This window comes from Paenibacillus sp. WG02, from assembly GCF_055396115.1.
Genome location: NZ_AP036016.1, coordinates 1,353,895 through 1,378,935 on the forward strand (window position 1 = coordinate 1,353,895; position 25,041 = coordinate 1,378,935).

General features: G+C 47.3%; 22 protein-coding genes and 3 pseudogenes. 12 read left to right on the plus strand and 13 right to left on the minus strand.

Annotated elements, in window-relative coordinates:
* Positions 1-7: 7 nt before the first annotated feature.
* Positions 8-793, plus strand: a pseudogene (gene glpX, locus ACBP55_RS06400) (class II fructose-bisphosphatase); the annotation flags it as partial.
* 98 nt (positions 794-891) lie between these two features.
* On the opposite strand, the gene ACBP55_RS06405 reads toward glpX, so the two are convergent.
* Together ACBP55_RS06405 and ACBP55_RS06410 are read right to left on the minus strand one after the other, a co-directional pair.
* Positions 892-1,050: a hypothetical protein gene (locus ACBP55_RS06405; RefSeq protein WP_464650576.1), complete on the minus strand. Its 159-nt coding sequence runs from the start codon at positions 1,048-1,050 to the stop codon at positions 892-894.
* A 179-nt stretch (positions 1,051-1,229) separates the two neighbouring features.
* Complete coding sequence (locus ACBP55_RS06410) at positions 1,230-1,988, minus strand: MBL fold metallo-hydrolase (protein WP_464650577.1); 759 nt, start codon at positions 1,986-1,988, stop codon at positions 1,230-1,232.
* A 202-nt stretch (positions 1,989-2,190) separates the two neighbouring features.
* Between ACBP55_RS06410 and ACBP55_RS06415 the strand changes: the two genes are divergently transcribed.
* Complete coding sequence (locus ACBP55_RS06415) at positions 2,191-2,790, plus strand: TetR/AcrR family transcriptional regulator (RefSeq protein ID WP_464650578.1); 600 nt, start codon at positions 2,191-2,193, stop codon at positions 2,788-2,790.
* A gap of 141 nt (positions 2,791-2,931) precedes the next feature.
* Positions 2,932-4,121 (plus strand): annotated as a pseudogene (locus tag ACBP55_RS06420) (oxalate decarboxylase family bicupin).
* A 68-nt stretch (positions 4,122-4,189) separates the two neighbouring features.
* Here the strand turns inward: ACBP55_RS06420 and ACBP55_RS06425 are convergent.
* On the minus strand, positions 4,190-5,089 hold the full coding sequence (locus ACBP55_RS06425) for an SDR family oxidoreductase (protein WP_464650579.1): 900 nt from the start codon (positions 5,087-5,089) through the stop codon (positions 4,190-4,192).
* 156 nt (positions 5,090-5,245) lie between these two features.
* On the opposite strand from ACBP55_RS06425, the gene ACBP55_RS06430 reads away from it, so the two are divergent.
* Positions 5,246-5,554, plus strand: a complete 309-nt coding sequence (locus ACBP55_RS06430; protein ID WP_464650580.1) for a hypothetical protein — start codon at positions 5,246-5,248, stop codon at positions 5,552-5,554.
* Positions 5,555-5,657: 103 nt separating this feature from the next.
* Here the strand turns inward: ACBP55_RS06430 and ACBP55_RS06435 are convergent, their stop codons facing one another.
* The 6 genes and pseudogenes from ACBP55_RS06435 to ACBP55_RS06460 all read right to left on the minus strand — a co-directional run bounded on the left by ACBP55_RS06435 (position 5,658) and on the right by ACBP55_RS06460 (position 11,381).
* Positions 5,658-6,470 (minus strand): agmatinase family protein, encoded by an 813-nt coding sequence (locus ACBP55_RS06435; RefSeq protein ID WP_464650581.1) that lies wholly within the window; start codon positions 6,468-6,470, stop codon positions 5,658-5,660.
* Between the two features lie 221 nt (positions 6,471-6,691).
* Positions 6,692-7,454 (minus strand): annotated as a pseudogene (locus ACBP55_RS06440) (amino acid ABC transporter ATP-binding protein).
* The gene (locus ACBP55_RS06445; RefSeq protein WP_029193877.1) at positions 7,451-8,128 is read right to left on the minus strand and encodes an amino acid ABC transporter permease; all 678 of its coding nucleotides are present in this window, start codon (positions 8,126-8,128) and stop codon (positions 7,451-7,453) included. The pseudogene ACBP55_RS06440 and the gene ACBP55_RS06445 overlap by 4 nt, the downstream one beginning before the upstream one ends.
* A gap of 20 nt (positions 8,129-8,148) precedes the next feature.
* Complete coding sequence (locus ACBP55_RS06450) at positions 8,149-8,982, minus strand: transporter substrate-binding domain-containing protein (RefSeq protein WP_464650582.1); 834 nt, start codon at positions 8,980-8,982, stop codon at positions 8,149-8,151.
* Positions 8,983-9,838: 856 nt separating this feature from the next.
* Positions 9,839-10,951, minus strand: a complete 1,113-nt coding sequence (locus ACBP55_RS06455) for an NADH:flavin oxidoreductase (RefSeq protein ID WP_464650583.1) — start codon at positions 10,949-10,951, stop codon at positions 9,839-9,841.
* 112 nt (positions 10,952-11,063) lie between these two features.
* Complete coding sequence (locus ACBP55_RS06460) at positions 11,064-11,381, minus strand: ArsR/SmtB family transcription factor (RefSeq protein WP_376768213.1); 318 nt, start codon at positions 11,379-11,381, stop codon at positions 11,064-11,066.
* A 174-nt stretch (positions 11,382-11,555) separates the two neighbouring features.
* On the opposite strand from ACBP55_RS06460, the gene ACBP55_RS06465 reads away from it, so the two are divergent.
* The gene (locus ACBP55_RS06465) at positions 11,556-12,104 is read left to right on the plus strand and encodes a GyrI-like domain-containing protein (protein ID WP_464650584.1); all 549 of its coding nucleotides are present in this window, start codon (positions 11,556-11,558) and stop codon (positions 12,102-12,104) included.
* 180 nt (positions 12,105-12,284) lie between these two features.
* Here the strand turns inward: ACBP55_RS06465 and ACBP55_RS06470 are convergent, their stop codons facing one another.
* Together ACBP55_RS06470 and ACBP55_RS06475 are read right to left on the minus strand one after the other, a co-directional pair.
* Positions 12,285-13,046, minus strand: coding sequence for an SDR family oxidoreductase (locus ACBP55_RS06470; protein ID WP_464650585.1), 762 nt, complete (start codon positions 13,044-13,046; stop codon positions 12,285-12,287).
* Positions 13,047-13,073: 27 nt separating this feature from the next.
* Positions 13,074-13,448, minus strand: coding sequence for a MerR family transcriptional regulator (locus ACBP55_RS06475; protein WP_464650586.1), 375 nt, complete (start codon positions 13,446-13,448; stop codon positions 13,074-13,076).
* A 222-nt stretch (positions 13,449-13,670) separates the two neighbouring features.
* Here ACBP55_RS06475 and ACBP55_RS06480 point away from each other — a divergent pair, with 222 nt between their 5' ends.
* Positions 13,671-15,302 (plus strand): transporter substrate-binding domain-containing protein, encoded by a 1,632-nt coding sequence (locus ACBP55_RS06480; protein WP_464650587.1) that lies wholly within the window; start codon positions 13,671-13,673, stop codon positions 15,300-15,302.
* A complete protein-coding gene (locus ACBP55_RS06485) occupies positions 15,295-16,665 on the plus strand; it encodes a sigma-54-dependent transcriptional regulator (protein WP_464650588.1) in 1,371 nt (456 codons plus the stop codon). The genes ACBP55_RS06480 and ACBP55_RS06485 overlap by 8 nt, the downstream gene beginning before the upstream one ends.
* 376 nt (positions 16,666-17,041) lie before the next feature.
* Here the strand turns inward: ACBP55_RS06485 and ACBP55_RS06490 are convergent, their stop codons facing one another.
* Positions 17,042-17,653 (minus strand): SGNH/GDSL hydrolase family protein, encoded by a 612-nt coding sequence (locus ACBP55_RS06490; protein ID WP_464650589.1) that lies wholly within the window; start codon positions 17,651-17,653, stop codon positions 17,042-17,044.
* A gap of 19 nt (positions 17,654-17,672) precedes the next feature.
* A complete protein-coding gene (locus ACBP55_RS06495) occupies positions 17,673-19,073 on the minus strand; it encodes an FAD-dependent oxidoreductase (protein ID WP_464650590.1) in 1,401 nt (466 codons plus the stop codon).
* A 237-nt stretch (positions 19,074-19,310) separates the two neighbouring features.
* Here ACBP55_RS06495 and ACBP55_RS06500 point away from each other — a divergent pair, with 237 nt between their 5' ends.
* The 5 genes from ACBP55_RS06500 to ACBP55_RS06520 all read left to right on the plus strand — a co-directional run bounded on the left by ACBP55_RS06500 (position 19,311) and on the right by ACBP55_RS06520 (position 25,037).
* Complete coding sequence (locus ACBP55_RS06500; RefSeq protein ID WP_464650591.1) at positions 19,311-19,805, plus strand: LacI family DNA-binding transcriptional regulator; 495 nt, start codon at positions 19,311-19,313, stop codon at positions 19,803-19,805.
* A gap of 11 nt (positions 19,806-19,816) precedes the next feature.
* Positions 19,817-20,374 carry a substrate-binding domain-containing protein gene (locus ACBP55_RS06505; protein WP_464650592.1) on the plus strand — a complete coding sequence of 186 codons (558 nt, stop codon included), beginning with the start codon at positions 19,817-19,819 and terminating at the stop codon, positions 20,372-20,374.
* Positions 20,375-20,468: 94 nt separating this feature from the next.
* Entirely contained in the window at positions 20,469-22,085 is a 1,617-nt protein-coding gene (locus ACBP55_RS06510) for a response regulator (RefSeq protein ID WP_464650593.1), read from the plus strand.
* 15 nt (positions 22,086-22,100) lie between these two features.
* A complete protein-coding gene (locus ACBP55_RS06515; protein ID WP_464650594.1) occupies positions 22,101-23,945 on the plus strand; it encodes a cache domain-containing sensor histidine kinase in 1,845 nt (614 codons plus the stop codon).
* A 126-nt stretch (positions 23,946-24,071) separates the two neighbouring features.
* Complete coding sequence (locus ACBP55_RS06520; RefSeq protein WP_464650595.1) at positions 24,072-25,037, plus strand: ABC transporter permease; 966 nt, start codon at positions 24,072-24,074, stop codon at positions 25,035-25,037.
* Positions 25,038-25,041: the final 4 nt, after the last annotated feature.

A 25,041-nucleotide genomic window follows, 5' to 3' on the forward strand; every position in this document is an offset into this window, starting at 1 on the left:
GGAAAAAATGGAACGAGAATTGGCATTGGAAATTGTTCGTGTGACAGAGTTAGCGGCACTGGCCTCGGCTCCATGGATGGGCAGAGGGGACAAAAATAACGCGGATGGTGCGGCAACTTCAGCTATGCGAGCTATGTTTGACTCTGTTTCCATCAGGGGAACGGTAGTCATTGGTGAAGGAGAAATGGATGAAGCCCCTATGCTGTACATTGGTGAAGAGGTTGGCAGCTTGAACGGACCCGAAGTCGATGTGGCAGTAGATCCGTTAGAAGGAACCGACCTTGTTGCAAAGGGATTGAATAATGCGATGTCAGTGATAGCTATAGCAAACAAAGGGAATTTGTTGCATGCACCGGACATGTATATGGAGAAACTGGCGGTTGGCCCGGCATTAGTTGGCGTCCTGAATATTAGCGATTCACTAGAAATTACGCTGATAAAAGCAGCAGAAAAGTTAAATAAAAAGGTTTCGGATTTAACCGTGATGATATTGGATCGAGCCCGACATGAAGAAAAGATTCAAACTCTGCGAAAGATTGGCGTAAGGACTAAGTTTCTTTCAGATGGAGATGTTGCGGGGGCTATGGCTCCTGCTTTTCCGGAAGCGGGGATAGATCTGTATGTGGGTTCGGGTGGGGCTCCCGAGGGTGTACTGGCGGCAGCTGCCCTTAAATGCTTGGGTGGGGAGCTGCAAAGTAGATTGATGCCAGCTGATGGAATTGAGTATGACCGATGTATCCAAATGGGGATCGAAGATCCCTATAAGGTTTTATCAATGGAAGATATGATTGGTTAGCGGCACCTCGTTCCTCGCCAGCCTATTTTAGCAGCTTATATGTCCGAAATCGCTCCTGACTGCTCATGACAACCAGCATCTGCTTGTCTACTAGATTACGAAGGAGCGTTCTCGCATGTCTCGTGGTGAATCGTGCGCAGAAATTCCGTCTCCGCGTGGCCTAGTCCTTTTTCCAGGCGTTCCCGTCTTCTCCCGTTCGTTTCTTCCTCCACCTGTTTCTGCATAAACTGCTCAAATGCTTGTTCAAATTTCAAACCATATCATCCTCCATCGTAGCGGTCCTAAATAAAAACGCCGCCCCAATCCACGAACGCAAAGTAACAAATCTACTTGGCGCTGCATGAGATTAAGAGCGGCGTGTGCTTCACGACCATTTTACAACCAGCATATAGCAAATAATTGTCCTCCGCTAGGGGAGCAAGCGAATGGTCATTCAAAAATAAATGAACTCACCATCTTGGGGGATAAACACCGAATCTAACGCACTTTGTTTCTCTAGATAAGAAAGAAGATCTTTTCTTGTTAACGTGCAGTGACTAATTGCATCCATATGTACGGCTACAATTTTAGACGAGGGAGATACCTGTAAGACTTTAATGATATCTTGAGGGGTCATAGTGATAATAGAACCCAACAGCAGCTGAGCTCTTGGTGTATTTAAGATACAAACCTGAGGTTGGTACTGCTTAAAAACTTGGTTGATTTGATCGGTAAAAATGCAATCTCCTACAATGTATAAGGAGTTCTCATCTGAAGTACTCAGAATATAACCGGATACTTGCCCAAGCAGTTTAGATACGATTCCCTTGGCATGCTGGCCACTAATTCTCCTAAAATCAATTCCACACCATGGATAGGTATCATCTATTGAATAAACGTTATAGAAACCACAGGATTTAATATATTTTTGATCAGCAGGTTGGCAAAAGACGGGGACCTTCTTGTTTAGAACGGTCTTTGCTGTTTTGTCGAAGTGATCAAAGTGTAAATGAGTTAGTAGTATAGCATCGATATTTTCAAAAGTTTCCAACGTTACGGGGAGAGGTACGGATGGGTTTCTACGTAAAGTCCTTGTAAAAGGAACTGGAGGGAGCTGTCCCACATCACTTAACATAGGGTCAACAAGAATTCTTTTGCCATTCATTGTAACAAGGGAGGTTGCATTACGGATATGTTGAATAGAGAAAGACATGGCTATCATCTCCTAATTATTGAAATAGTGTATCATAAAAAATAATACCGACCGGTCTGTTTTTAAATTAACACAGCGTTAGGTATTCTGCAAGAAATTTTTTCCACCTTGTTGAACGAATCTTATGTAGTTTTGATTGTTTTTCAAAAAGTAGTATGCTATTTTAAGACCAAACGGTACTTTTTTGATAGGAGGTTGTACCATGCGTAAGGGCCAAATAACGAAAGAACATATCATTCGGGAGTCCGCTGGTTTGTTTAATACAAAGGGATATACGGGGGCTTCTCTATCTGAAATTATAGATCGTTGCGGTATACGTAAAGGCGGAATTTATAATCATTTTGAAAACAAAGATGAAATTGCTCTTGCGGCCTTTGATTATTCTTTTTCGCAAATTCTAGAGCGCCTTTCCAAAGCACTAGAGAATGCATCCAACTCCAAAGAGAGACTGTTGGCCATATGCAAGGTTTATATCGACCTCATTGAAACCAACTCTTTAGAAGGAGGATGTCCGATATTAAATACAGCAATTGAAAGCGACGATGGACACCCTCATCTCAAAGAACGGGCTCAACATGCGATGAAAATTTTTTTCGAGAAGCTAACCTTGATCATTAACAATGGCATTGAGCATCAAGAATTTAGAAAAGATATAGATACAGACGAGGTTTGCAGCTATATTATTGCTGTGGTAGAAGGCGGCGTTATGCTGAGTAAATTATTTGATGATAGCAAGTACATTCGACATTGCGCGAGTAATGTTAGACAATATATCGATGATCGGATGCTGATCAAAGAATAGGGGCCTGCCGCAGCAGGTCCTTATTTTTTTTCATTTATGCAAGGTTTTGTTAGAGGTACGAAAGTCATTTACACAGATTCACTATCATATATCTTTTAGAATGAGTATGCAAAGAACGTGATCCAGAAAGGAGCTAATTAAATGGAAATTCCTAGACGGAATCAAGGTACGTACGGAAATGTGCCTCAACCCATCCGAAATGACGGCGCAGGAGCGATAGATACCGGCCCCGGGACGTGATGAGGGATATGGAAAACCCTGACATGCTGGTTCCGCCTGTAACGGATGCTGGCTTGCTCCCTAACATGAAATTTTCATTCTCTGACACTTCTATGAAGTTAAATCACGGAGGATGGTCACGGGAAATCACCGTCAGGGAACTGCCCATTGCGACCACGCTCGCAGGTGTAAATATGAGCTTGACGCCCGGTGGTGTCCGGGAATTGCATTGGCATCAACAAGCAGAATGGTCCTATATGATATTAGGTCGAGCACGGATTACTTCAATCGACTCAGAGGGGCGAAATTTCATTGCCGACGTAGGCCCAGGCGACCTTTGGTACTTTCCTCCAGGACTACCGCATTCCATTCAGGGGTTGGAGCACTGCGAATTCTTGCTCGTCTTCGATGACGGTAACTTTTCAGACCTTAGCACCTTATCGATCTCCGATTGGTTTGCACACACGCCCAAAGATGTACTGTCGGCCAATTTCGGCGTACCCATGAGTGCCTTTAACAACATTCCTTCCGGGCAGGTTTATATCTATCAAGACAAGATTCCTGGTCCTCTGGAAAACGAGAAGGTACAGTCCCCATACGGAACTACACCCCTGAGCTTCAAGCATCAGCTGCTAGCACAAACACCGATTAAAACACCAGGCGGAAGCGTACGAATCGTTGACTCTTCTAATTTTCCAATATCAAAAACTATCGCAGCAGCGCTTGTGGAGGTTGAACCAGGTGCTATGAGAGAACTGCATTGGCATCCGAATAACGACGAGTGGCAGTATTACCTTACTGGACAAGGGCGCATGACGGTATTTGATGGTAATGGGATAGCCCGAACATTTGATTATAGAGCGGGTGATGTCGGCTATGTACCATTTGCTACGGGTCACTATATTCAAAATACCGGTAATCAACCGTTATGGTTTCTGGAAATGTTCAAGAGTGACCGATTTGTTGACATATCATTGAATCAATGGATGGCGCTTACCCCTCGCGACCTGGTTAGAAACAATTTGCATGTTGGACCCGAATTATTGGATGCGCTTCGCAAAGAGAAATGGCCGGTTGTCAAATATCCGGGATTTTCCTATTACCCTAAGTAAGGGCGAAATGGGCGAAGTTATATTTGCGAAAGAGGCATTCTGCATACGAGCATGCCCACCTGCCATTTTCAAGTCTCAGTCATTACGCCGCCATTTACATGCAGTACCTGTCCGGTAACAAAAGAGGAATCATCCGATGCCAAGTAGATGTAGGTCGGAGCAAGCTCGAACGGCTGACCGGCACGTTTCATCGGTGACTCTGTACCGAATGTTTTTACGTATTCTGCGGAGTAACTGGAAACGATTAACGGGGTCCAAATCGGGCCCGGAGCTACCGCATTCACCCGGATTCCTTGTTTCACTAGCTGAAGCGAAAGCGAACGGGTGAACGATACGATTGCCCCTTTGGTCGATGAGTAATCTACAAGCAAAGGCGCACCTGCGTATGCGGTAACAGAGGCCGTGCTGATGATCGAGCTTCCTGGCTGCAAATACGGGAGCGCGGCTTTGGTCATAAAGAAAAGCGGGAAAATATTGGTACGGAACGTATCCTCGAGCTGCTGGGTACTTATATTCAGGATGCTTTCTTGAGGAAACTGAACGCCCTGATTCAGCACTAGAATATCGATTCTCCCGAAGAATTCCAATGTTTTTCGCACGATTTCATTGGAGAACTCCTCGTCTCTTAAGTCCCCTGCAATCGGAAGGCAGCGTCGGCCGTAGCGCGATACCATTTCCACGGTTGCAAAAGCGTCTTCATGTTCGTAAAGGTAAGCAATAACTACATCCGCGCCCTCTTTGGCAAAGCCGATAGCCACGGCTCTCCCGATCCCGCTGTCTCCCCCCGTAATAATAGCGACCTTTCCTTGTAATTTCCCGCTTCCAACATAGTCTGGATTGTCTGATATAGGTGCTGGAACCATTAAGTACTCCAAACCTGGTTGTCTGTCTTGATGCTGCGGCGGAAAGGTAATAGGTTTATTTTCGCACTTTGTTTCATAACTGTAATAAGGATATTTCGGGTACATAGCCATCCTCCATTCATTTTTACAACAGCATGATATTCACCCAGATCATGTATGGTTCTGATCAGGTTCTGATTACTGGAAAACTTGTAGGAGTTTTGAAAATGATGTCGAAATATAGGTAAGGAAATAAATACCAATACAAAAGGGGTAGAAAAGATGAATCGCAAAAAAACGCTTTGGACATTGATCGTGTCACAAATCGTGTATGTCTTGTTTGTAATCGTATGGCTGTTTGTCGCCGGCATGTCGGTCATGATGTTCGACCATCCTGATGCGGCAAGTGATGTGACGACTTGGCTGATTTTTTCTTATATAGTCATTTATCCGTTAGGACTTCTGGCTGCGCTAATTGCAGGATGGATTCTTTTTTCCCGCCGGAGGTATAAGGCTGCGCTGATCTGGAACTGCATCCCGCTGCTCTGGATCGTGCCCTTGCTGGGCTTTTTAGCTTATGCGAATTTATAAACACATAAGTAAATAGACAAAAAGACACCGCACAGGTGTCTTTTTGCATGCCTGCTTCTTCCGACAGAAGGTGAGCAAGACGATAGTGAAGCATTTGCTTCCGTCAAGCATGGCCCGCTGTAAGCTTGAGGCGCTTGGCCAATCCGGTTAAAAAGTATAATAGCACGTGCATGCTAATCCGTGTCGTCCGGTCTCGCGTATCTCGGTTCGGGTCCACGCAAACCATGTCCATCGCGATGACGCGGTCCCACGCGCCGAGAACCTCTGCGCAATAAAACAAGTCGAGCGGAGAAAGGCCTCCCGGTCCGATCGCCGGTACTCCAGGCACATCCGACTGATCGAGTACATCGATGTCGAACGTCGCATAGACCACATCGACGTTCATCTTAAGCCTGGCGATCGCTTCTCCTAGAATCGTCTGAATACCGCGTTCTCTGACCTGCTTCGCCGTATAGAGGGTAACACCCTGTTGTTCGGCGTAGGTGCGGTACTGCTTGGAGTTGGCGAAGCTGCGGAGGCCGATGGTCACGACATCCTCACCCCGCAAGACTCCGGTTTCCATAAGGCTGCGAACGGGAGTCCCGTTCGATCTGCCCCCGGAAGCGGTGTCCCTCACATCGAGATGGGCGTCGAATTGGATCAACCCGATCCGTTCTCCGCGAACGCGTTGTAGGCCGGTTAACGCTGGATACGTGATCGAATGGTCGCCGCCGATCAAACACGGAACGACAGTCGGTAACCGTCTAGCCACTTCGTCGAAAGCTTGTTCAATATGATGGTGGCATTGCGGAATATCAGTCGTATGCATGATGATGTCGCCGAGGTCGCGCACGCGCAGCGGCAGCAAATCCACATCGTCTTCGAAGTTATAAGTCGTAAACGCGCTGAACAACTGGCGGAATACGGTCGGATGCATATGAGCGCCAGAGAAGTGATTGAGCTCTTCGAAAGCGGTGCCCCGATAAGGGCCGCGTGAAACCGTTCGGCGCCGTCCCATTCGGTGATCCAATCGCTTAGCCGGGTCACGTTAGGATCTCCTTGACCGGGCGTATAAACGAGACTAGGCCGCTGGATATAAGGTATTTGATTCATCATGAATGCCTCCTATTTGGAATCGAAGCCGCTACTTGCTTCGGATCATTTGTTTTGCAGCACCTGGCTCAAAAATGTTTGCGTTCGCGGATGCGACGGGTTCTTAAAAATGTCCGAAGGGGCTCCTTCTTCGAGGATAACGCCGCCATCCATGACGACAACCCGATCGGCCACGTCGCGGGCGAATCCCATCTCGTGCGTCACGATGATCATCGTCATCCCTTCTTGCGCCAGATTGCGCATCACCTGAAGCACTTCTCCCACCGTTTCCGGATCGAGAGCGGAGGTAGGTTCGTCGAACAGCATCACGTTCGGCTTCATAGCAAGGGCGCGGGCAATCGCGACGCGTTGCTTTTGACCGCCGGACAGACTAGATGGTCGGGCATTCGCCTTTTCCTCCAAACCGACCTTGCGGAGCAGTTCGAGCGCGAGCCGTTCCGCTTCCTCTTTGGGTATGCCGCGCAATGAAATTGGAGCTAGTGTGATGTTCTGCAGCACCGTCATGTGCGGGTAAAGGTTGAACGATTGAAAAACCATGCCTACTTCCTGCCTCATCGCATTCAATTCGCTTTGCGGCATCTCCCGGGACTGTCCGCCAGTCTGAAATACGGCCGATTGCTTTTCCTTCGATGAACACGTTCCCTTCTTCGAATGTCTCCAAATAATTGATGCAGCGCAAGAGCGTGCTTTTTCCTGAACCGGACGGTCCGAGGATGACCACGACTTCCCCGCGATTCACCTGAAGATCCACACCCCGCAGCACGCGGTTGCTGCCGAACATTTTGTGTAAGCCGTTAATTCGTATCATCGCATGTCATCTCCTGTGCTCAGACGTTTCTCCAGTTTCATCCCGATGAGTCCGATAATGTTGTTGACCACGTAATAAAGAATGGCGACAGCAATCAAAAATTCCAGCGTCTTGTACGTATCGGCGATCAGGATGTTCGCCTGCCGAAACAGCTCCACCACCGTGATCGTGGACAGCAGCGAAGAGTTTTTGGTCAGCGAAATCAGCTCGTTGGTCATCGGTGCCAGCATCCGGATAACCGCTTGCGGAATGATGATCTTCCGCATCGTTTGCGCGTAGGAGAAGCCGATCGATCGTCCGGCCTCCATCTGTCCCCGGTCGATCGATTGGATGGTGCTGCGAATGATTTGCGACGAGTAGGCGCCGCCGTACATCGCAAGGGCGATGATGCCGGACACCCAAGGGACCGTATCGATACCGAACAGGATTGGCAAGCCGTAGTATAAGAGGAAAAGCTGGACAAGCAGCGGCGTTCCCCGGAACCAGGAAAGATAGGCGAGGGACAAGAACCTTATCGGTCTGTTTTTGGCCATCTGCCCAAACGAAATGATCGTTCCGACCAAGATGCTAAGCGTAAATCCTGCTAGCGTGTAAGCAACTGTATACCATAACGACTGCAAAAGGAGACGAATGTTTTGCCATTCCGCCAGGATGCTAAAATCAAGATGCTGCATGGTCAACCCTCATTTCCTATTTATTCAAACCATTTTTTGACGATTTCGTTGTATTTGCCGTTCGCTTTAATTTTCGCGAGCGCTTCGTTAACGGCTTTCTGAAATTCTGGACTATCTTTGCGGATACCGTACCCGTAAAATTCTTGCGTCAGTTCTTTAGGCAGCACCTTCACAGTGCCTTTTTCTTTCGCATACGTCTTGGCAGCAGGTCCACCGGTTACAACAGCGTCGACTTTGCCGGTCTCAAGTTCTAGAAACATTTCGGTGTTCTTCTCGACCTTCACCAATGGAATGTCCTTGTGGTTCTCTTCTAAAAATTTGACGGATTTAGTCCCGATTTGCACAGCTACTTTCTTATTTTTCAAATCTTCGATGCCTTTGATCTTGTCATTTTCCTTTTTGAGCATAATCGTCAGACCGCCCGGGTAGTACGTTTCGGAGAAATCGATGGTCTGTTTGCGTTCGTCGGTAATGTACATGGCGGAAACGATTAAGTCGAATTTCTTGGCCTGCAAGCCTGGAATCAGCCCTTTGAATTCCGTATCGACGAATTCCACTTTATCCGCACCCATTTCTTTGGCAACCGCTTGAATGAGCTCGATGTCAAAACCATCATATTTGTCGCCCGATTTGTATTCAAACGGCTTGAAAGTCGCATCCGTTCCGACTGTCAGTGTTTTGTTCTTAGCGATTTTTTGCAGCACTTCGTCCGTGCTGACTTTCGCTGCTGCATTCGCTGTTTTGGCCTGTTCGCTCGGTGCCGGATTCGCTTTCCCGCCACCGCAAGCGGTTACAAGAATCGTTAGTCCGCATAGAATCGCGAGAAGATTTACTTTTTTCATTTGGTGAGCCATTGTTTTTTCCCCCATTGTGATTTGATAGTTGCTGCATATCTCTTAATTAGCAAATATCATGCCAATCATTTGATAGAGAGAAAAATAGGTGTATTTGTAAGGGGTTTCACAAAAAAATGGGAGATAGCGAGAGGTTTCGCTAGGAGAGACAAAAGCGGCAGTTTTTGCCGCTGCGGTGGATTTCGCCGCCTTTTGATCTACCAGATTTGAAAAGGGGGAATCCGAAAAAAGGAAAAAGAGCTAAAGTTCCTGCAGTTGTTCCCGTTCCCGAACTACTGAGAATGCCAATAAGCTGAATGCTATTGATATTGAAAGAGTAGGTGCTTCCTGGGAGGACTTCGAAGCTCAAGTTATCTCCTAAGTAGGTTATGAAATCCATATTCGCGGTTGAATGATGTTGCAAAAAGTGCAACAATTGCTGCCTAAATCTCGCCTCTCTCCCTTCGTTGTTGCATAAAGTACAACAATTTGCTCCAATATAGGACATTTCTCAACAAATGGACTCAAAATGTTGTACAAACTGCAACTTCAAGCTGCAAAATAGCCTTTAGGCGTGTACATTGTTGTAGAAAATACAACATTGATAACTACTATAGCCCATTTGCCTCACGAAAGCTGAATGATTCTAAAATCGAATTTTGGAGTTTTGAATACCCGTATGAAGCTAAACCTTCATTGTTGGGATATGAAACTTAAGTATCTGATTTGGTTTGAGACAGACAAGGTGGACAAAACAAGAGGCTCTACCTGCATATCACAGATAGAGCCGCCTGTTTAAATTTATAAAGGTATTTTTGGATTGGTTATGAAAAAAGCTTTGGGTTGAGTCGGCTGCTACCCAGTACTCAGCGCTGAATCAGCTCAGCGTGGAAAGTGCCTCCCGCGTGAACGGCAGCAGCTCATCGGTGCGGTCGTCGCGGATCTTGGCCGCCCAGGCCGGGTCAGTCAGCAACGCGCGACCAACAGCGACGAGGTCGAACTCTCCGCGCTCCAGACGCTCGATAATGTTGTCGATGCCGGCAGCCTGCCCGCCCTTGCCTTCCTCGAACAGGCTGGTGAAAACGGAGTCCAGGCCGACGGAGCCGACGGTAATAGTCGGCTTCCCGGTCAGCTTGCGCGTCCAACCCGCCAAGTTTAAGTCTGAGCCCTCGAACTCAGGCTCCCAGAAGCGCCGCGTGGAGGCATGGAAGATATCGACGCCTGCCGCAGACAGCGGTGCGAGGAAGCGCTCCAGCTCCTCTGGACTCGCTGCCAGCTTGGCGCCGTAATTAACCGGTTTCCATTGGGAGAAGCGGAAGATAATCGGGAAGTCGGGACCGACTGCGGCTCGCACCGCCTCGATGACCTCCACCGCGAATCTGGTGCGGCCAACCAGGTCGCCGCCATAATCATCCGTGCGCTTGTTGGTGACGTCCCAGAAAAACTGGTCAATGAGGTAGCCATGCGCGCCGTGGATCTCCACCGCATCAAAGCCGATACGCTTAGCGTCGGCTGCGGCCTGGGCGTAAGCCTGCACGAGACCGGAAATTTCTTCGACCGTTAGCGGCTCTGATACCGTCTCGCCGGTCAGGCTCAGGCCAGAAGGCCCGATCGGGTCGACATTCGAATCCGGGAATTTCTTCCTGTCGCGGGCAGTGCCGGTATGCCAGATCTGCGAAGCGATTTTGCCGCCGGCTTCATGCACTTCGCGCACGACGCGTGACCATCCTTCAAGAGCGTCCTCCCCGTAAAAATGCGGCACGCCGTGGTCAGCAGCCGCAGCCGGATGGTTAATGACTGTTCCTTCAGTGATGATGAGACCGACGGCGTTTTCCGCCCTCCGGCGGTAATATCCGGCCACGTCGGGACCTGGAACGCCTGTCGGCGAAAAGCAGCGGGTCATCGGGGCCATGACAATACGATTTTCAAGCTTCAGTCGGCCGTTTTCAAAAGGCTTGAACAGAGCCTCTACTGTTTTGGATATGGTCATCTTATTCTCTCCTCCTGTATAGAAAAGGTTTGATTTTTGTTTATTCATCTACAAATACAAATATATAGATGAATAGATGAAAGTGCAAGCACTTCAGAGAAAACTTTTGGGGCTACTTCTTCTTGACCTGCAGCCCGGCCGCAAAGTCTTCCAAAAAAGCGGCAATCGCCTCTTCATTGCGCCTGTAATAAGTCCATTGACCATAGCGTCGGGACTCCAGCAGTCCGGTTTTCTGCATGGAGGACAGGTACGAGGAGATGACCGACTGCGTCAGACCGGATTTTTCCTGAATGCTTCCCACGCAGACACCCCCAGGGAACTCTTCTTTGATAATGTTCGGCAGATTCTCGTTCATCTTTTCCGGCTCCCGCAGCCAGCAAAGGATGTTAAGGCGTGTCTCATTTGACAGAGCCTTCAGCACAGCAAGCATATCTTCATTTTTCAAATCCTCGACACCCATTCCTAGTTGGTTTGTTCCAAGTATAACAAAAGTACCGCTCATGAGAAATATGATAACTACATTAGTATTTATTCAGAGTGTGCAATCCGTGATAAAAGGTTTTTTCTGGAAAATAGCGAATGTATTTAGCAGGATGTCTTCATCATGGATAATCGTGGAGGAGGAGAGATTTTTTTGCAAAAGACGATAGCTGTTGAGTTAGTTGAAGTGGCACCTTTCAAGGCATTGGCAGTACGGACGGGGATGACACCTGACAAAAATGGGACGCGGGTGGCGTGGAACACGCTTACAGCGCAGGTCCCTCTTAAGGATGAGAGACTCACTGATGGGCCCTCTGCGTATGTGTTCATTCCACAGGAGCAATGGAGCAAGCAAGTCGATACGCTCTGGGTCGGACTGGCGGTTCGCGAGTTCGGAGTTGTACCGGATGGCATTGAGACTCTGGAGGTAGGCGGAGGGCTCTGTGCGAGCGCCCGCGTATACGGGAATGAGGTGCACATGTGGCACGTATATGATGCGATATTTGCGTGGCTAGAGCAGTCGCCCGATTATGAGTTCGATCGTCGTGAGGGAGTATTCGGGATGGAGACGGTTCCGCTTGAACCGTTGAACGCTCTCACAATCCCCTATACGGAAATTGAAACATTCGACTTTACAATGCTATACCCGGTGCGCAAGAAGTCGGGGCTTTAATGCACAAGTCAAGGAGCCAAATGGGGCATAATATTATAGTTTGACAAAAGCAAAACTCGCCAATACTGCGGCGAGTTTTGCTTTTTAATATGCCAATAACGAAGTCAAAACAACTGTCATTTTGGTTTATAATTTCGGAAAAGCACCTACACATGGGTAGCACTTTTTTCGCAGGTATAGTTACTCAATTGTGTTTTTCATTGACTTGTACATATTTGCTACATGTTCGTCGACTTCATCTCGTGACATGCGTAAGCGATTCACAGAAGTACCATATCCAATTTCCTTTTTACCTTCTTCTAATCCTTTGAAAATTCCATCTGCGAAGGCATCTAATGGTTCCGCATGTATATGCAACCCTGCCCCACCTAAATCTGTATTCACTGCCGGAGGAGCAACTTCAATTACTTCTACAGACGTATCAGAAAGTTGATGTCTTAGACTTATCGTAAATGAATGGAGCGCCGCTTTTGTTGCTGAATAAATCGGAGCAATCGCAAACGGTGTAAAAGCTAGCCCCGATGTCACGTTAATGATAGTTGCCTCTTCTTTTGTTGCAAAAAATGGAGCGAACAGCATAGAGAGATGGAAAGGTGCTTCAATGTTGGTTGTGATTTCTTTATTGAAATAACTCCAATTGTTCTTCGGATCCGCTTTTAACACATTAAAGCGTTGCTGGATCCCGGCATTGTTAACTAACACATTCACTTCTGGATAGTTCGCTGTTACCCAGTCAAACAATGCTACACGCTCGGATTCAATATCCAAATTACTTACACGAGTAATAAGGCTAGGGAATTTATCTTTCGCTTTTTGAAGTACAAGTTCACGTCGTCCACAAATAATGACTTTATTTCCAGCTTTTATAAAACGCTCAGCAAATGCTAATCCTATTCCAGTACTTCCGCCTGTGATAAGTATTGTATTTCCTGAAAGTTTCATTATAGTTCCTCTTCTCCATTATTTTCTTCACTCTTTTCTTTCCTGAGTACGTTTAGTATAACGTGTAATTTTTACGTCAATTCCTTTTATGGATTCTGTCATCAACGAAATCTCAGCTAGCACAGCTTGCTTGTGATTCTTCATCATTTCAAGTCGGAGTTGGGTGGTGTTGTCTCCTTCTACTATCCAGTCCATATATTGCTTGATATCACTTATTGGCATGTGCGTGTTTTTTAAACAAATAACGGTTTCAAGGAGCGCCATTTGATCTTCTGAAAATAACCGTCTACCCGCTTTATCACGCTCGATTAGTGGTAGTAGTCCTTTTTTTTCATAAAAACGTAACGTGGATTCTGGAATATTGAATTTGTCCGAAGCTTCGCTAATTGAACAATACTTCATCTGGAGGCCTCCAAATTTTATCTTTCATTGTCGACAAGACTATCATACGACTTAAACCAAGGTTTAAGTCAACACATTAACCAATAATATTTTAGTCTGTCCCAAGAGCAGGACGAGCTATCCTTTGTACTAAGGGACCGGGCTGTAGTGGGGTGAATCGTGAAATTTCCCGAATTAAGATATAATACTGACTATCCATGATAGAGAGGGGATGAAAGGATAATGCGCAGAGATGGTCTTGTGACTAGCATTCCGCTTCTTTGTATGGCTTTTGTCATGTTTGTGGCAACTTTCTGTTTCCCGTTACTCTCTGCTGCAGCTGAAGGTACACCATCCGAGATTCGTCAAGTGATTCGCGTTGCCGGCGATAACAGGTTTCCACCCTTCGAATTTGAGGCCAATGGTACGTTTCAAGGTTTTAACGTCGATATGATGAACGCGCTTTCCATCGAAACCGGGATCAAATTCGAGTTTTATCCGATGCCATGGAGCGATGCGCTAAAGGCGTTGGAAGCGGGGCGGGTAGATGCCATTCAAGGGATGAAATACAGTAAGGAGCGTGCGTCTGTATACGCCTACTCCGAACCCTATTTCACAAGTACGCAGGCGATTTTCGTGTTGAAGGACAATTATTCCGTGTTCTCTCTGGGCGACTTGCAGCATCGGAAAATAGCCGTTCAGGAAGGCGATATTAGCGGCGAAGCGCTGCAACGGCTTCAAAATGCTGTTGTACTCGCGGAGGAAAATCAGGACAAGGCAATCCAGATGCTGCTGGATCACAAAGTGGACGCTTTTATCGGCAATCAAATTACCGGTCAGTATTTGCTGCAATCGAATGGCCAGCAGGACAAGGTGAAGCTCGTCGGCGATCCGATCTCGCCTACCGACTATGGCATGGTTGTCCTGAAGCGGAACGAACAGCTGCTTGAACCGATCAACGTTGGGCTGCGGAAAATCAAAACAAACGGAACTTACCCGAAAATCGAACGTAAATGGTTCGGCGAATATATTTATCCGTCACCTCGCAATATACGCGGCCTGCTTACTTATTTTATTATCGGCCTTATCGCCATAACCTGCGTGCTGCTCATCATTTTATGGTGGAATTTTACGCTGAAGAAAGAATTGAAGAAGCGCGTCGACACGTACAAAAAAACGCTGGACGAGCTTGCACGTAAAGATAGGATGCAATCGTTAGGCCAATTAGTCGCAGGGATTGCCCACGAAATCCGCAATCCGATTACGTCCATTTTATCCTATGCACAACTCCTGCCAACCAAATACGAAAACAAGGAATACCGCGAGTTTTTTGCGCAGCATGTGACTGGGGAAGTGATGCGGTTGAACCGGATCGTCGGCGAACTGCTGGACTTCTCCCGTGACAAACCGCCTGAGAAAGCGACTTTCCACATCGGTGAAACCATTCAAGCCGTTGTGCTGCTGTTCCAGCAGTTGTTTGAGAAACAACGGATCGTCGTCCGGCTTGAAGTTCCGGAGTCTTGCGTTGCTTGGGCGGATGCCCAGCAGATCAAGCAGGTGCTGATCAATTTGTTCAAAAATGCAATCGATGCCATGGAGGACGGCGGACAGCTGCAGATAAAGGCTTACAGCGATGGTCCCCATGTCTTGATGACGATTGAAGATACCGGCCAGGGCATCGATCCCCAGGATTTGGCGAACATTTACGAACCTTTTTTTACGCGAAAAACCGGAGGGGTCGGGCTTGGGCTGTCGATTTGCTACCGGCTGATGACCGAGAACAATGGGGGGATCGAAGTGGTGAGCAAGAAGGGAACCGGAACCAAGGTGACGCTGAAATTACCAGGTGAGCAGGAGGAGAACGAGCATGCATAAACCGAATTTGCTTATCATTGATGACGAAATCTCGATCTGCAAATCGTTGTCGTTTATTTTGGAAGACGAATATCAAGTGTATACATCCGTCGATCCTGACGAGGCGGTCGCTTTATTTGCGCATCTTTCGTTTGCGATTGTGCTGCTGGATTTGCGGATCGGCATGAGGGACGGCATCGAGGTGCTGCGGACGATCAAGCAGCAGTCGCCTAAGACGGTCGTCATCATGATGACGGCGTACGGCAGCATCGCTTCCGCCGTTGAGGCGATGAAGCTCGGAGCTTTCTATTACGTGCAGAAGCCGATCGATATGGAGGAGCTCAAGGTGCTGAGCGGCAGAGCGCAGGAGCAGTATCACCTACAATCAAGGGTGGAGTGGCTGGACGGAGAAATCCGCAAAGCCTACGACGTGCACGGTCTGATTGGTGAAAGCGATCGGATGAAACACGTTTTTGCACTGATCGATAAAGTGAAAAACATCGATTCCGGTGTACTAATCCTGGGGGAAAGCGGGACAGGAAAAGAACTGGTTGCTCGTGCCGTTCATTTTGCAGGAGAGCGGCGGGAGCAGGTGTTTTCCACGATAAATTGCGCCGCCATTCCCGCTAATTTGATGGAGTCTGAGCTGTTCGGCTATGAAAAAGGCGCGTTTACAGGCGCGAATGTACGCAAAGCGGGTATTTTCGAAACAGCAGACGGGGGCACCTTGTTTCTCGACGAAATCGGTGAGCTCGATATCGGATTGCAAAGCAAGCTGCTGCGGGTACTGCAGGAGAAGACAGTGACGCCAATCGGTGGGCATAAGGAGAAACGGATCGATGTTCGGATTATTGCCGCAACGAACCGGGATTTGAAGAAAGAAGTGCAGCAGGGCAAGTTCAGGGAAGATTTGTATTACCGGTTGAACGTTATTCCGATCCAGGTTCCGCCGCTCCGCGAGCGCAAGCAAGATATCCCGCTGCTTATCCGTCATTTTATGGATAAAATCAGCGGAAAAATGTCCAAGCAAATAAAGGGCATTTCGCAGGAAGCGCTCAACCTGCTGAACGACTATCCTTTTCCCGGCAACGTGCGGGAGCTTCAAAACATTATCGAGCGTTCTATCGCACTCGCCGATGGCGAACATTTGACGATCCGAGATATGCCGATGGACCTTCAGCCCCAGCGCGGGCAAACGGCAGACGGTCGGCTCGTTCCTGTTTATGTGGGCGATACGGCCCTCGAAGCGGAGAGAAAGCTCATTTTGGCCACGCTTCGGGAGCTTGGCGGAAACCGCCGCAAAACAGCCGAAATGCTGGATATTGGCGAACGTACGCTGCGAGATAAGATGTCTAAATATAAAGAGGAAGGAGCATTCCCATAGGCTTTGGGATGGCCGCTTAAGGATAGCACGTGGGAAAATAAACGGATGAATCCACCTTCTCGGTCGAAATGATGTTGTAGAATGTACAACAATTTTGCCTAGATCCGGCTTTTATCGCTTTGATGTTGCATTATGTAGAACAATTCAGTCCCCTAAAGGCCATTTCGCGACAAATGGGTTGGAATTGTTGTACAAACTACAACTTCAGCAAACAAAATAGCCTTTGGGCGTGTGAATTGTTGTAGAAACTACAACATTGGCAATCACGGTAGCCCATCTAAGCTGCTGAACGACTCTGAAATCGAAATTTGGAGTCGTTCAGCAGCTTTTTGAGGCGGCACAATGAATGGATAGACAAACCTAGGAACGACTTTAATCACAAACTTAATAAAAAGGATATCGCCATATCCGCAATGCGTCGATGACCAGTCTCATTCGGATGCAAGCCATCTGAAGTAAAGTGGGGCAGCGTCAGCTTATTAAGCCCGCTTTGTTCATAGAGATTAAGGACAGGAAGCGCGTACTGACGACCAATATGCTGAATAGCTTCGACATAATCGGATAAACGGTGCCCGGCTGCGTTGATGTAGAAGATGTCATAGCCATCTTTATCCCGCTGCAGCGGTGTCCACAAACTAAGGCGGCAGCGCGGATTTTTCGTCAAAATATCTTCGATAAGGGTCGTGTAGGCTCCATAAAACGTATAAATATCGTTCGAACCGATGTCGCCAATCGGTTTATCCAAGCGAAAATCATTCACTCCCGCGAAGATAGTGACGCAGTCCAAGGAAGCATCTATCGTTTTGCCCACATGCGTCGTGGCTCCGTAATCACGGTCGCCTCCGGCAGTCATCGAACATCCGCTTTTCCCATAATTGATGACGCTCGAAAAGCCAAGAGCAGATTGAATGAGAGGCTGATAACCTCCTGCTTCTGTAATGCTGTCACCGAGTGTTCCCCAGGTTTTTCCTACCCACTTACTTTGCATTCAATGAACACTCCTTACCTTAACATTCTTCATCAAATGTAACGGCACCTATGGCAACGGGTTGATCCGCATCAGCTTTACCCGGCCGTTCACCGAGCCATGCACCCTGCGCGATCAGCTTGTTCTGCAGTTCTAAGATCGGAACCTCGCGGAAACCTAGGCCGGCGAAGCTTGCTATAGCTGCCGCGACACCTGCTGCTTCTCCCATGGCAAAGCAGTTTGGCATGACGCGAAGCGAGCCTTGGACAGGACGATCAGACGAGACGGAACGTCCGGCTACGATTAGATTCGATTTGCCTTGTGGAAGCATGCAGCGATAAGGTACGCCATGGGATTTGCCTTTTGGCAGATGCTTGATCGTCATCGTGCTGTTGGCATTTGCCAAATGGATATCGATAAAGTAAGAATTGCGTGCGATATCGTCCTCGAATGTCCGCATCGACATGAAGTCCTCGACAACGAGGGTATAGTCTCCCTGGATTCGGCGAGTTTCACGGATGCCAATCTGGTCGCCGGAATGAACGAGGAAGATATGCTCAAAACCCGGCACATACTTGCGTAAAAACCGGATCTGCGTGTCGATTAGCTTCCGGCCCTCGATCGCGGCACGTGTCAAATCCTCCGCTTTCGTGCCGTCAATGTCGAAGATATGACCAAAATTAAAGCCGACGATTGAATCGGAAATCCAGGCCATGCCTGATATCCGCTTGCGTCCCTCCGGGAGGTCGCCGTTTCGCTGCGCTTCAATGACGATGTTCTCCAGTTGACTATGCGCTCCTGTCTCCTGAAGGAACTGCTCATAGCGTGCCTTGTCTGCACCAGTAACCACATAGCACATGGTACCAGGTTGAAGCTCCCCTTGCTCTCCTCCAACTTGAAAAGGAACACCTGCCAGCGCAGCGAGATCCGCATCGCCCGAAGCATCGATGTACAGTTTGGCTTGGATGACAGACCGTCCGGATTTATTGCTTATGACTAGCCCAGATATCCGATCGCCATCCAGCAGTACCTGATCCGCTACCGTGTGGAACAGTACCTTCGCTCCGCTTGACTGTACTTCTGCGTCATATACGCGCTTAAGCGTTTCCACATCGATGGGAACCCAGTCCAACTGTTCCTTGTAACGTCGCATAAAGTCATCACCGGCAGCGTGTTTCATCTTCTCGAGCAGATCAAGCCCGATGCCGCGAATGACCGGCTTCTCTCCATCGGTATAAGGGCAGAAGGCAGGAACTAGAGCAGCTGTCCCCATCCCGCCCAGGTAGCCTCTTTGCTCTATTAATAACGTGTTGGCGCCATTACGGGCTGCAGCAATAGCTGCTGCAATGCCTGATGCGCCGCCTCCAACGACAACAACGTCCGGGGTGTAGCTAACAGGTAGGTTCTGCGATGGAATCGTAACGGTTTGAATGTTTTTCATGTTGATGTTCCTCCTAAGAGTTTTGCTTTTGCAAAACTGGATTTGTAATCATTTGCATCTGTACTCATCTGCATTTGTAATCATTCGCTAAAGCTTATTTTGATTGTCATTGCTTTCATTATAGATTCCTGGCAGGGAGGAACTAGTTTAATTTTAGTTTAATCAAAAAAGAGGACGTGATATGATAACTAAACGAATAACAAATCCGGACTACTATATATCGAGGTGCAGCCCTATATGCCTACCCGCAAAGATGTTACGTTAAAAACGATTGCCAAGGAGCTTGGGTTGACTGTACAGACCGTGTCGAAAGCGCTAAAAGGAAAACCCGGCATGTCGGAAGCTACCAGACAGCTTATTGTCCACACGGCCGAGAAGCTGGGCTATTATACAATGGATCAGATTCGCAGCCTTAGGCTTGATCGCATTGCTCCTTATCCGAACGAAAGGAAGCGCTTCCTTTTGGTGCAGACGGCAGAATCCGTGGCCTACAATCGTCTTTTGCTTCAAGGACTTCAAGATCGTTTCTTTTCCTTCGGCCATCGAATCGAGCTGCTCATGCTCCCGCAAAAGATCAAGAAGGAACATATGAACGATTGGATCGAAGAGAGCGGAATGGCCTATGCGGACGGCATTTTCATCGCTCCAAGTATTGTGCCTAAGGCTTGGGAGCACGCCCTGTTCGAGCTTCAGGTGCCACGAATATTGCTCAGTTTCCTCCTCCGGGAGTGAAAATAGACAGCGTGATCTGGGATGTTTACGAAGCTACGTTCCAAGCGGTAACCTATCTGCGAAGCCTTGGGCACGAGCGAATTATGTATGTGGGAGATATCCATTTGCAACGTGGCTTTATTTTACGCTGGCAAGCCTTCTGTCACGCGATGAATATGCTCGGTGTCGAGATCGACCCGTCAATGCATTCCATCGGTGAACGGAACAATCAAGCGCAGTGGCGTGAAGAGTTGCTGCAACAAATGGAACACTTTACGCCAAGCGCCATCATCTGCGGAATAGATCATGAAGTTCCGGTCGTATATAAGTTATGCAACGAGCTTCAGTGGCGAGTGCCTGAGGATGTGTCCTTGGTCGGATTTCTGAATGAACAATCGGAATCTCTGCCATCGTTCACAAGGCCGCTTCTTTCGATCCGAGAGACCGGTGACCGTGCTGCCGACCGGATGCTGTGGCGTATTGCCAATCCGACACTGCCATTTGAACACATTCGCATTCAAGGTGATTTTTTGGTTGGGAGCACAACAACAGCGCCTGCAAACGGCCGTGTTTTTTCTGAATTCAAGTAAATATAGAACCAGAAATCATAATATTCTCATATGTCCTTAGCTTTTTTGCAAGATATAATAAGATGATCTGCAGCTAAAGGGAGGCCGACACGAGATGTATAAATTAGTCATTGTGGACGACGAGCCGACAGTTCGTTTTGGGCTAAGCACTTATTTTGACTGGAATGCTTATGGGATTGAAGTTGTAGGTGAAGCGGATGACGGTGACGTTGCGTTAGAGGTTATCGAGCGATTGAAGCCGGATTTGGTGTTAACGGATGTACGTATGCCCAATATGGATGGCATTCAGATGTCGAATAGACTCAGCGAACGATTTCCTCATATTAAAATTGTTTTTGTGAGCGGCCATGATGATGCCGAATATTTGAAATCTGCGCTTCAAGTCAAAGCGGTCGATTATATGTTTAAGCCCGTCAATTTGGGGGAATTGAGCGTGGTGGTTGAACGCTTGGTTCGTACATTGCAGACGGAAAAGCAGGAACGAAAACTGATTGAGGACATGCAGGTCAAGCTCATTCAGAGCATGCCCTTGCTGCGGGAGAAATTCCTCATGTCATTGATTAGGGAAGGGATCACATTTCCTTCACGTATACAGGATCGCACCCAATTCCTTGGGCTTGAACTTCCGCTTGAGGCGACATACTGGGTGATTGCGATTCGCATGGATAATGCGTCTGAGGTTGCACAGACCCGTTCGGAAAGGGATCAGCAGTTGTTATCCTACTCTGTCCTTAATATCGTGCAAGAGCTTATTGAGAAAGAGATTGGTGGATATGTCTTTGAAAATCAAATAGGCGAGTTCGTAGGCATTCTTCGACTAGTGGAGCAGGAAGATCAGGAAAATCTGCTGTTTACATTAGCCGAGGAAGTTCGTGAAAGCCTCTACAGCTATTTGAAAATTAGTGTGACCATCGGCGTGGGCGAGCGAATTTCAAGTCTTGCCAGCTTGCCGCAGTCATATTCGCAAGCAAGGGAAGCCGCCGATCAAAGATGGTATCTCGGTAAGAATCAGGTGATCTCCATGGATAACCTGGAACAAGGCAACGACAGCATGTACCGCTTTGATCCAGCGCAGAATGAGAGATTGATCTCTTCTCTGAAAGCTGCGGAAGCTGGCAAGGTGCAGGAGGAGCTTCACATTATTTATAGCGCTCTTTCCCTCAATCGTGCGGAAGGCATGCCGTATGGGCGCAACTTAAGCTTGCAGCTGCTGCTGCTTGCAGGCCGAATTATGCTGGAGCTAAATGTTCACAGACAGGGGCTGGAGGAGAAAGAGAACGAGCTGCTGGCTAAGGTTTTTCAGCAAGAAACGTTAGGCGATTTAAGACGGCTTGTGGAATCCCATCTCATTGAGGTGTGTGAGCGAATCGGTGAAAAGCGCAGCGGCAAAGCCAAAAATGTCATTGAACGTATCCGTTCCCTAATCGATAAACGATTCGCGGAAAACCTTCAAGTTGGGGATATTGCGAAGGAAGTGTTTTTATCGACGACTTATCTGTGTCTACTGTTCAAACAAGAAACAGGTGAAACCATCAACGAATATATGACGAAAGTTCGGGTAGACAAAGCGAAGGAGCTCTTGAAAGATCCAAGCCACAAGTTTTATGAGGTTTGCTATGCCGTCGGCTACTCGGATCCTAGCTATTTCAGCAAAATATTTAAGAAATACACCGAACATACGCCGAGCTCATTTCGCGATCAAGTCTTGTAAAGGCGGTGGAGGGAAATGAAGCGACTCATGACTAGAGGGTTGAATTATGTATCGATGATCTTCAAGGGCGTTGTTGCAGCAAGGGTATGGCTGGTCGCTTATATTGTGTTGATCCTGATTCCTGCTTCCGTATTACTGTATGCTTACTCGCAGAGGTACTCTCGCATTTTGGAAGAAGAAGTAACGCGAACGATGCTTCAGACGCTGAAGCAGGCTGAAATCAATTTGAATCACCAATTCGATTCCGCCAGAGATATTTCGAATACGATTCTCATGAATCCTAAGCTTCATCAGTATTTAAGTAACTCGACATCGGATAGCGATCAACTCGATGCTATGAAGGAACTGCGTATTTTAGTTGATAATGCCCAAACGAATCCGATTGTGTTCCGCGTTCGATTGTATGTCGACGACTCCAAGCTTTTTTCCCATGAGAGAGTGAATTTCTTTCCGTGGGAAAGCATCAAAAACCGTCCTTGGTACACAGATGTAGTGAGCGCCAGGGGCAATCTCGTATGGACGGGAGCTTACTTGGAAAACTTTCTAGATGATACACAGAGCGCCCGCTATATTTTCTCGGGTATAAGAGTACTACGGGATCCTGATGATTACGATCATATGTCAGGTGTTTTATCTATTGAAGTCGCTGCTAAGACTATAGAAAATATCCTATCCAATATCGAGTTGAACAAAGAGCAAAATGTATTCCTGGTCGCACCTGATGGCACCGTCGTTTTGCACAACGACAAATCCTTGCTAGGAACGAAGCTGAAATCAAGTGCCGTGCTTAGCGCTATAGATCAAAAGAATGAAGGCGTTTCTCCGATCATTGAAGACAACACTCAGCAATATGTCGTCTATACGACGATTGGCTCCACAGGCTGGAAGCTGGTTGCGGAAGTGCCTAAGAATGTGATTAGCTCGCGTGCCGCTTCATTGAATCAATTTGCCAGTGTCGCTACCTTGTCGGGAATTACGATTCTGTTCCTTATCCTAGTTTTTTTACTCCTTGCTTTTATCATGCGGGGGATGAATCGCAGAGTGCAGACGGTGATAAGAGTTATTAAACGAGAAGGCATGGAGGGGCTCGATGAACGGAGCGGAACGTCGGAAGGCGACTTTAACCTGCTAGAAAAGAGTGTCGATCATCTGATCCATAGGGTCAAAGATTTAATGGAAGAGACGTATAAATCGAAGGTGCAGGAGCGGGAAGCGCAGCTGCGGGCTTTGCAAGCGCAGATTAATCCTCATTTCTTATACAATACTTTGGATACGATCAACTGGATTGCTATTGGACATAACGCTCACGATATTAGCCAGATGATCGATGGATTGGCCAAATATTTCAGGCTTAGCTTAAACAAGGGCAGAGATTTGGTCAGTGTGACCGATGAGCTTAATTTAGCCAAGGTTTACTTGGAGATTCAACAAACCCGATTTCCGAAGAGCTTTGAGGTTCACTTTGTCATCGAAGAAGGCCTGGATGATATTGAAATGCCGAAGCTGACTCTGCAGCCCATTGTCGAAAATGCCCTTTTGCACGGGATAAGGAAATCAAAGGGCAAGACAGGAACTATTTTGATCAAGGCCAGGCAAGAAGTGGGAGTTCTGATCATATCCGTCACTGACGATGGCATCGGTATGGAGCCAGAGCTTATGCAAAGTCTGCTGACAGAGCCGCGTCCCACCATGAAATCAGACGGTTCCGGAAGCTCGTATGGTTTGTACAATGTGAATGAAAGGATCAAGCTGTTCGCAGGAGTTGCCTATGGACTGGAGCTTCACTCCACGCTTGGAGAGGGGACAACCGTTACGGTTCGAATGATATATAAACAGCCACTAGATAAGCCGCCTCTATAAGAAAGAGGTGGTTTTTTGTTTGCATAAATACCATAAGATTGCACCAGAAACAGAAATATTACCATCTACAAGTCGTTTCAGGGCACCTATATAATGAACCTATAAGAACACGGAGGTGAGCCATTCATGAGTGTTTCGCTAACAGAACTTGAACAAAAAAAAGCTCACGCCAAGCCCAAAACAAAAGGTAGTGGCCGTTGGAAGCTAATTCTAACCAATTATGATTTATACCTGTTATTAGTGCCGGGATTAGTAGTTCTGTTTTTATTCAAATATGCGCCTATGTACGGGATTATTATCGCTTTTCAAGACTTCAACATTTTTGATGGTTTTGCTGGAAGTAAATGGGTGGGTCTGGATCAATTTGAGAAGCTCATACATTCCGAAGAGTTTTATCAGGTTTTCATGAATACCTTGTTGATCAGCGTTTACAAGCTTGTGCTTCTTTTTCCAATACCGATCATCATCGCGCTTTTCTTGAATGAGGTTCGGAAGGCCTTTTTCAAGAAGACGATTCAAACCATAATATTTCTCCCGCATTTTCTATCATGGGTGATCATTTCTGGATTGTTTATTAATATCCTGTCCCCATCAGGTGGTCTAGTGAACAATATGATTCAGTGGTTCGGAGGGACGCCAATATCCTTCTTTCTGGACAACCAGTACTTCCGAAGTGTAGTGGTATTTACAGCAGGTTGGAAGGAATCGGGTTGGAATGCCATTATATTTATCGCAGCCATTGCAGGCATCGAGCAGGAACAATATGAAGCAGCTTCCATTGACGGTGCAGGACGCATTAGACAAATACTCCACATTACATTGCCAGGTATTATGCCAACAATCATTCTCATCTTAATTTTGCGCATGGGATATTTGCTTGAAGCAGGCACGGAGCAGATTCTAACCATGTACAACTCTGTCGTGTATCAATCGGGTGATGTGATCGGTACTTTCGTTTATCGGCAGGGGCTCGGTCAACAAGATTATAGCTTTAGTACAGCAGTCGGGTTGTTCAACTCTGTCGTGGGGTTCATCCTAATTATTGCTGGTAATGAACTCAGCAAAAAGCTGATCAAGCGAAGCATATGGTAGGGGG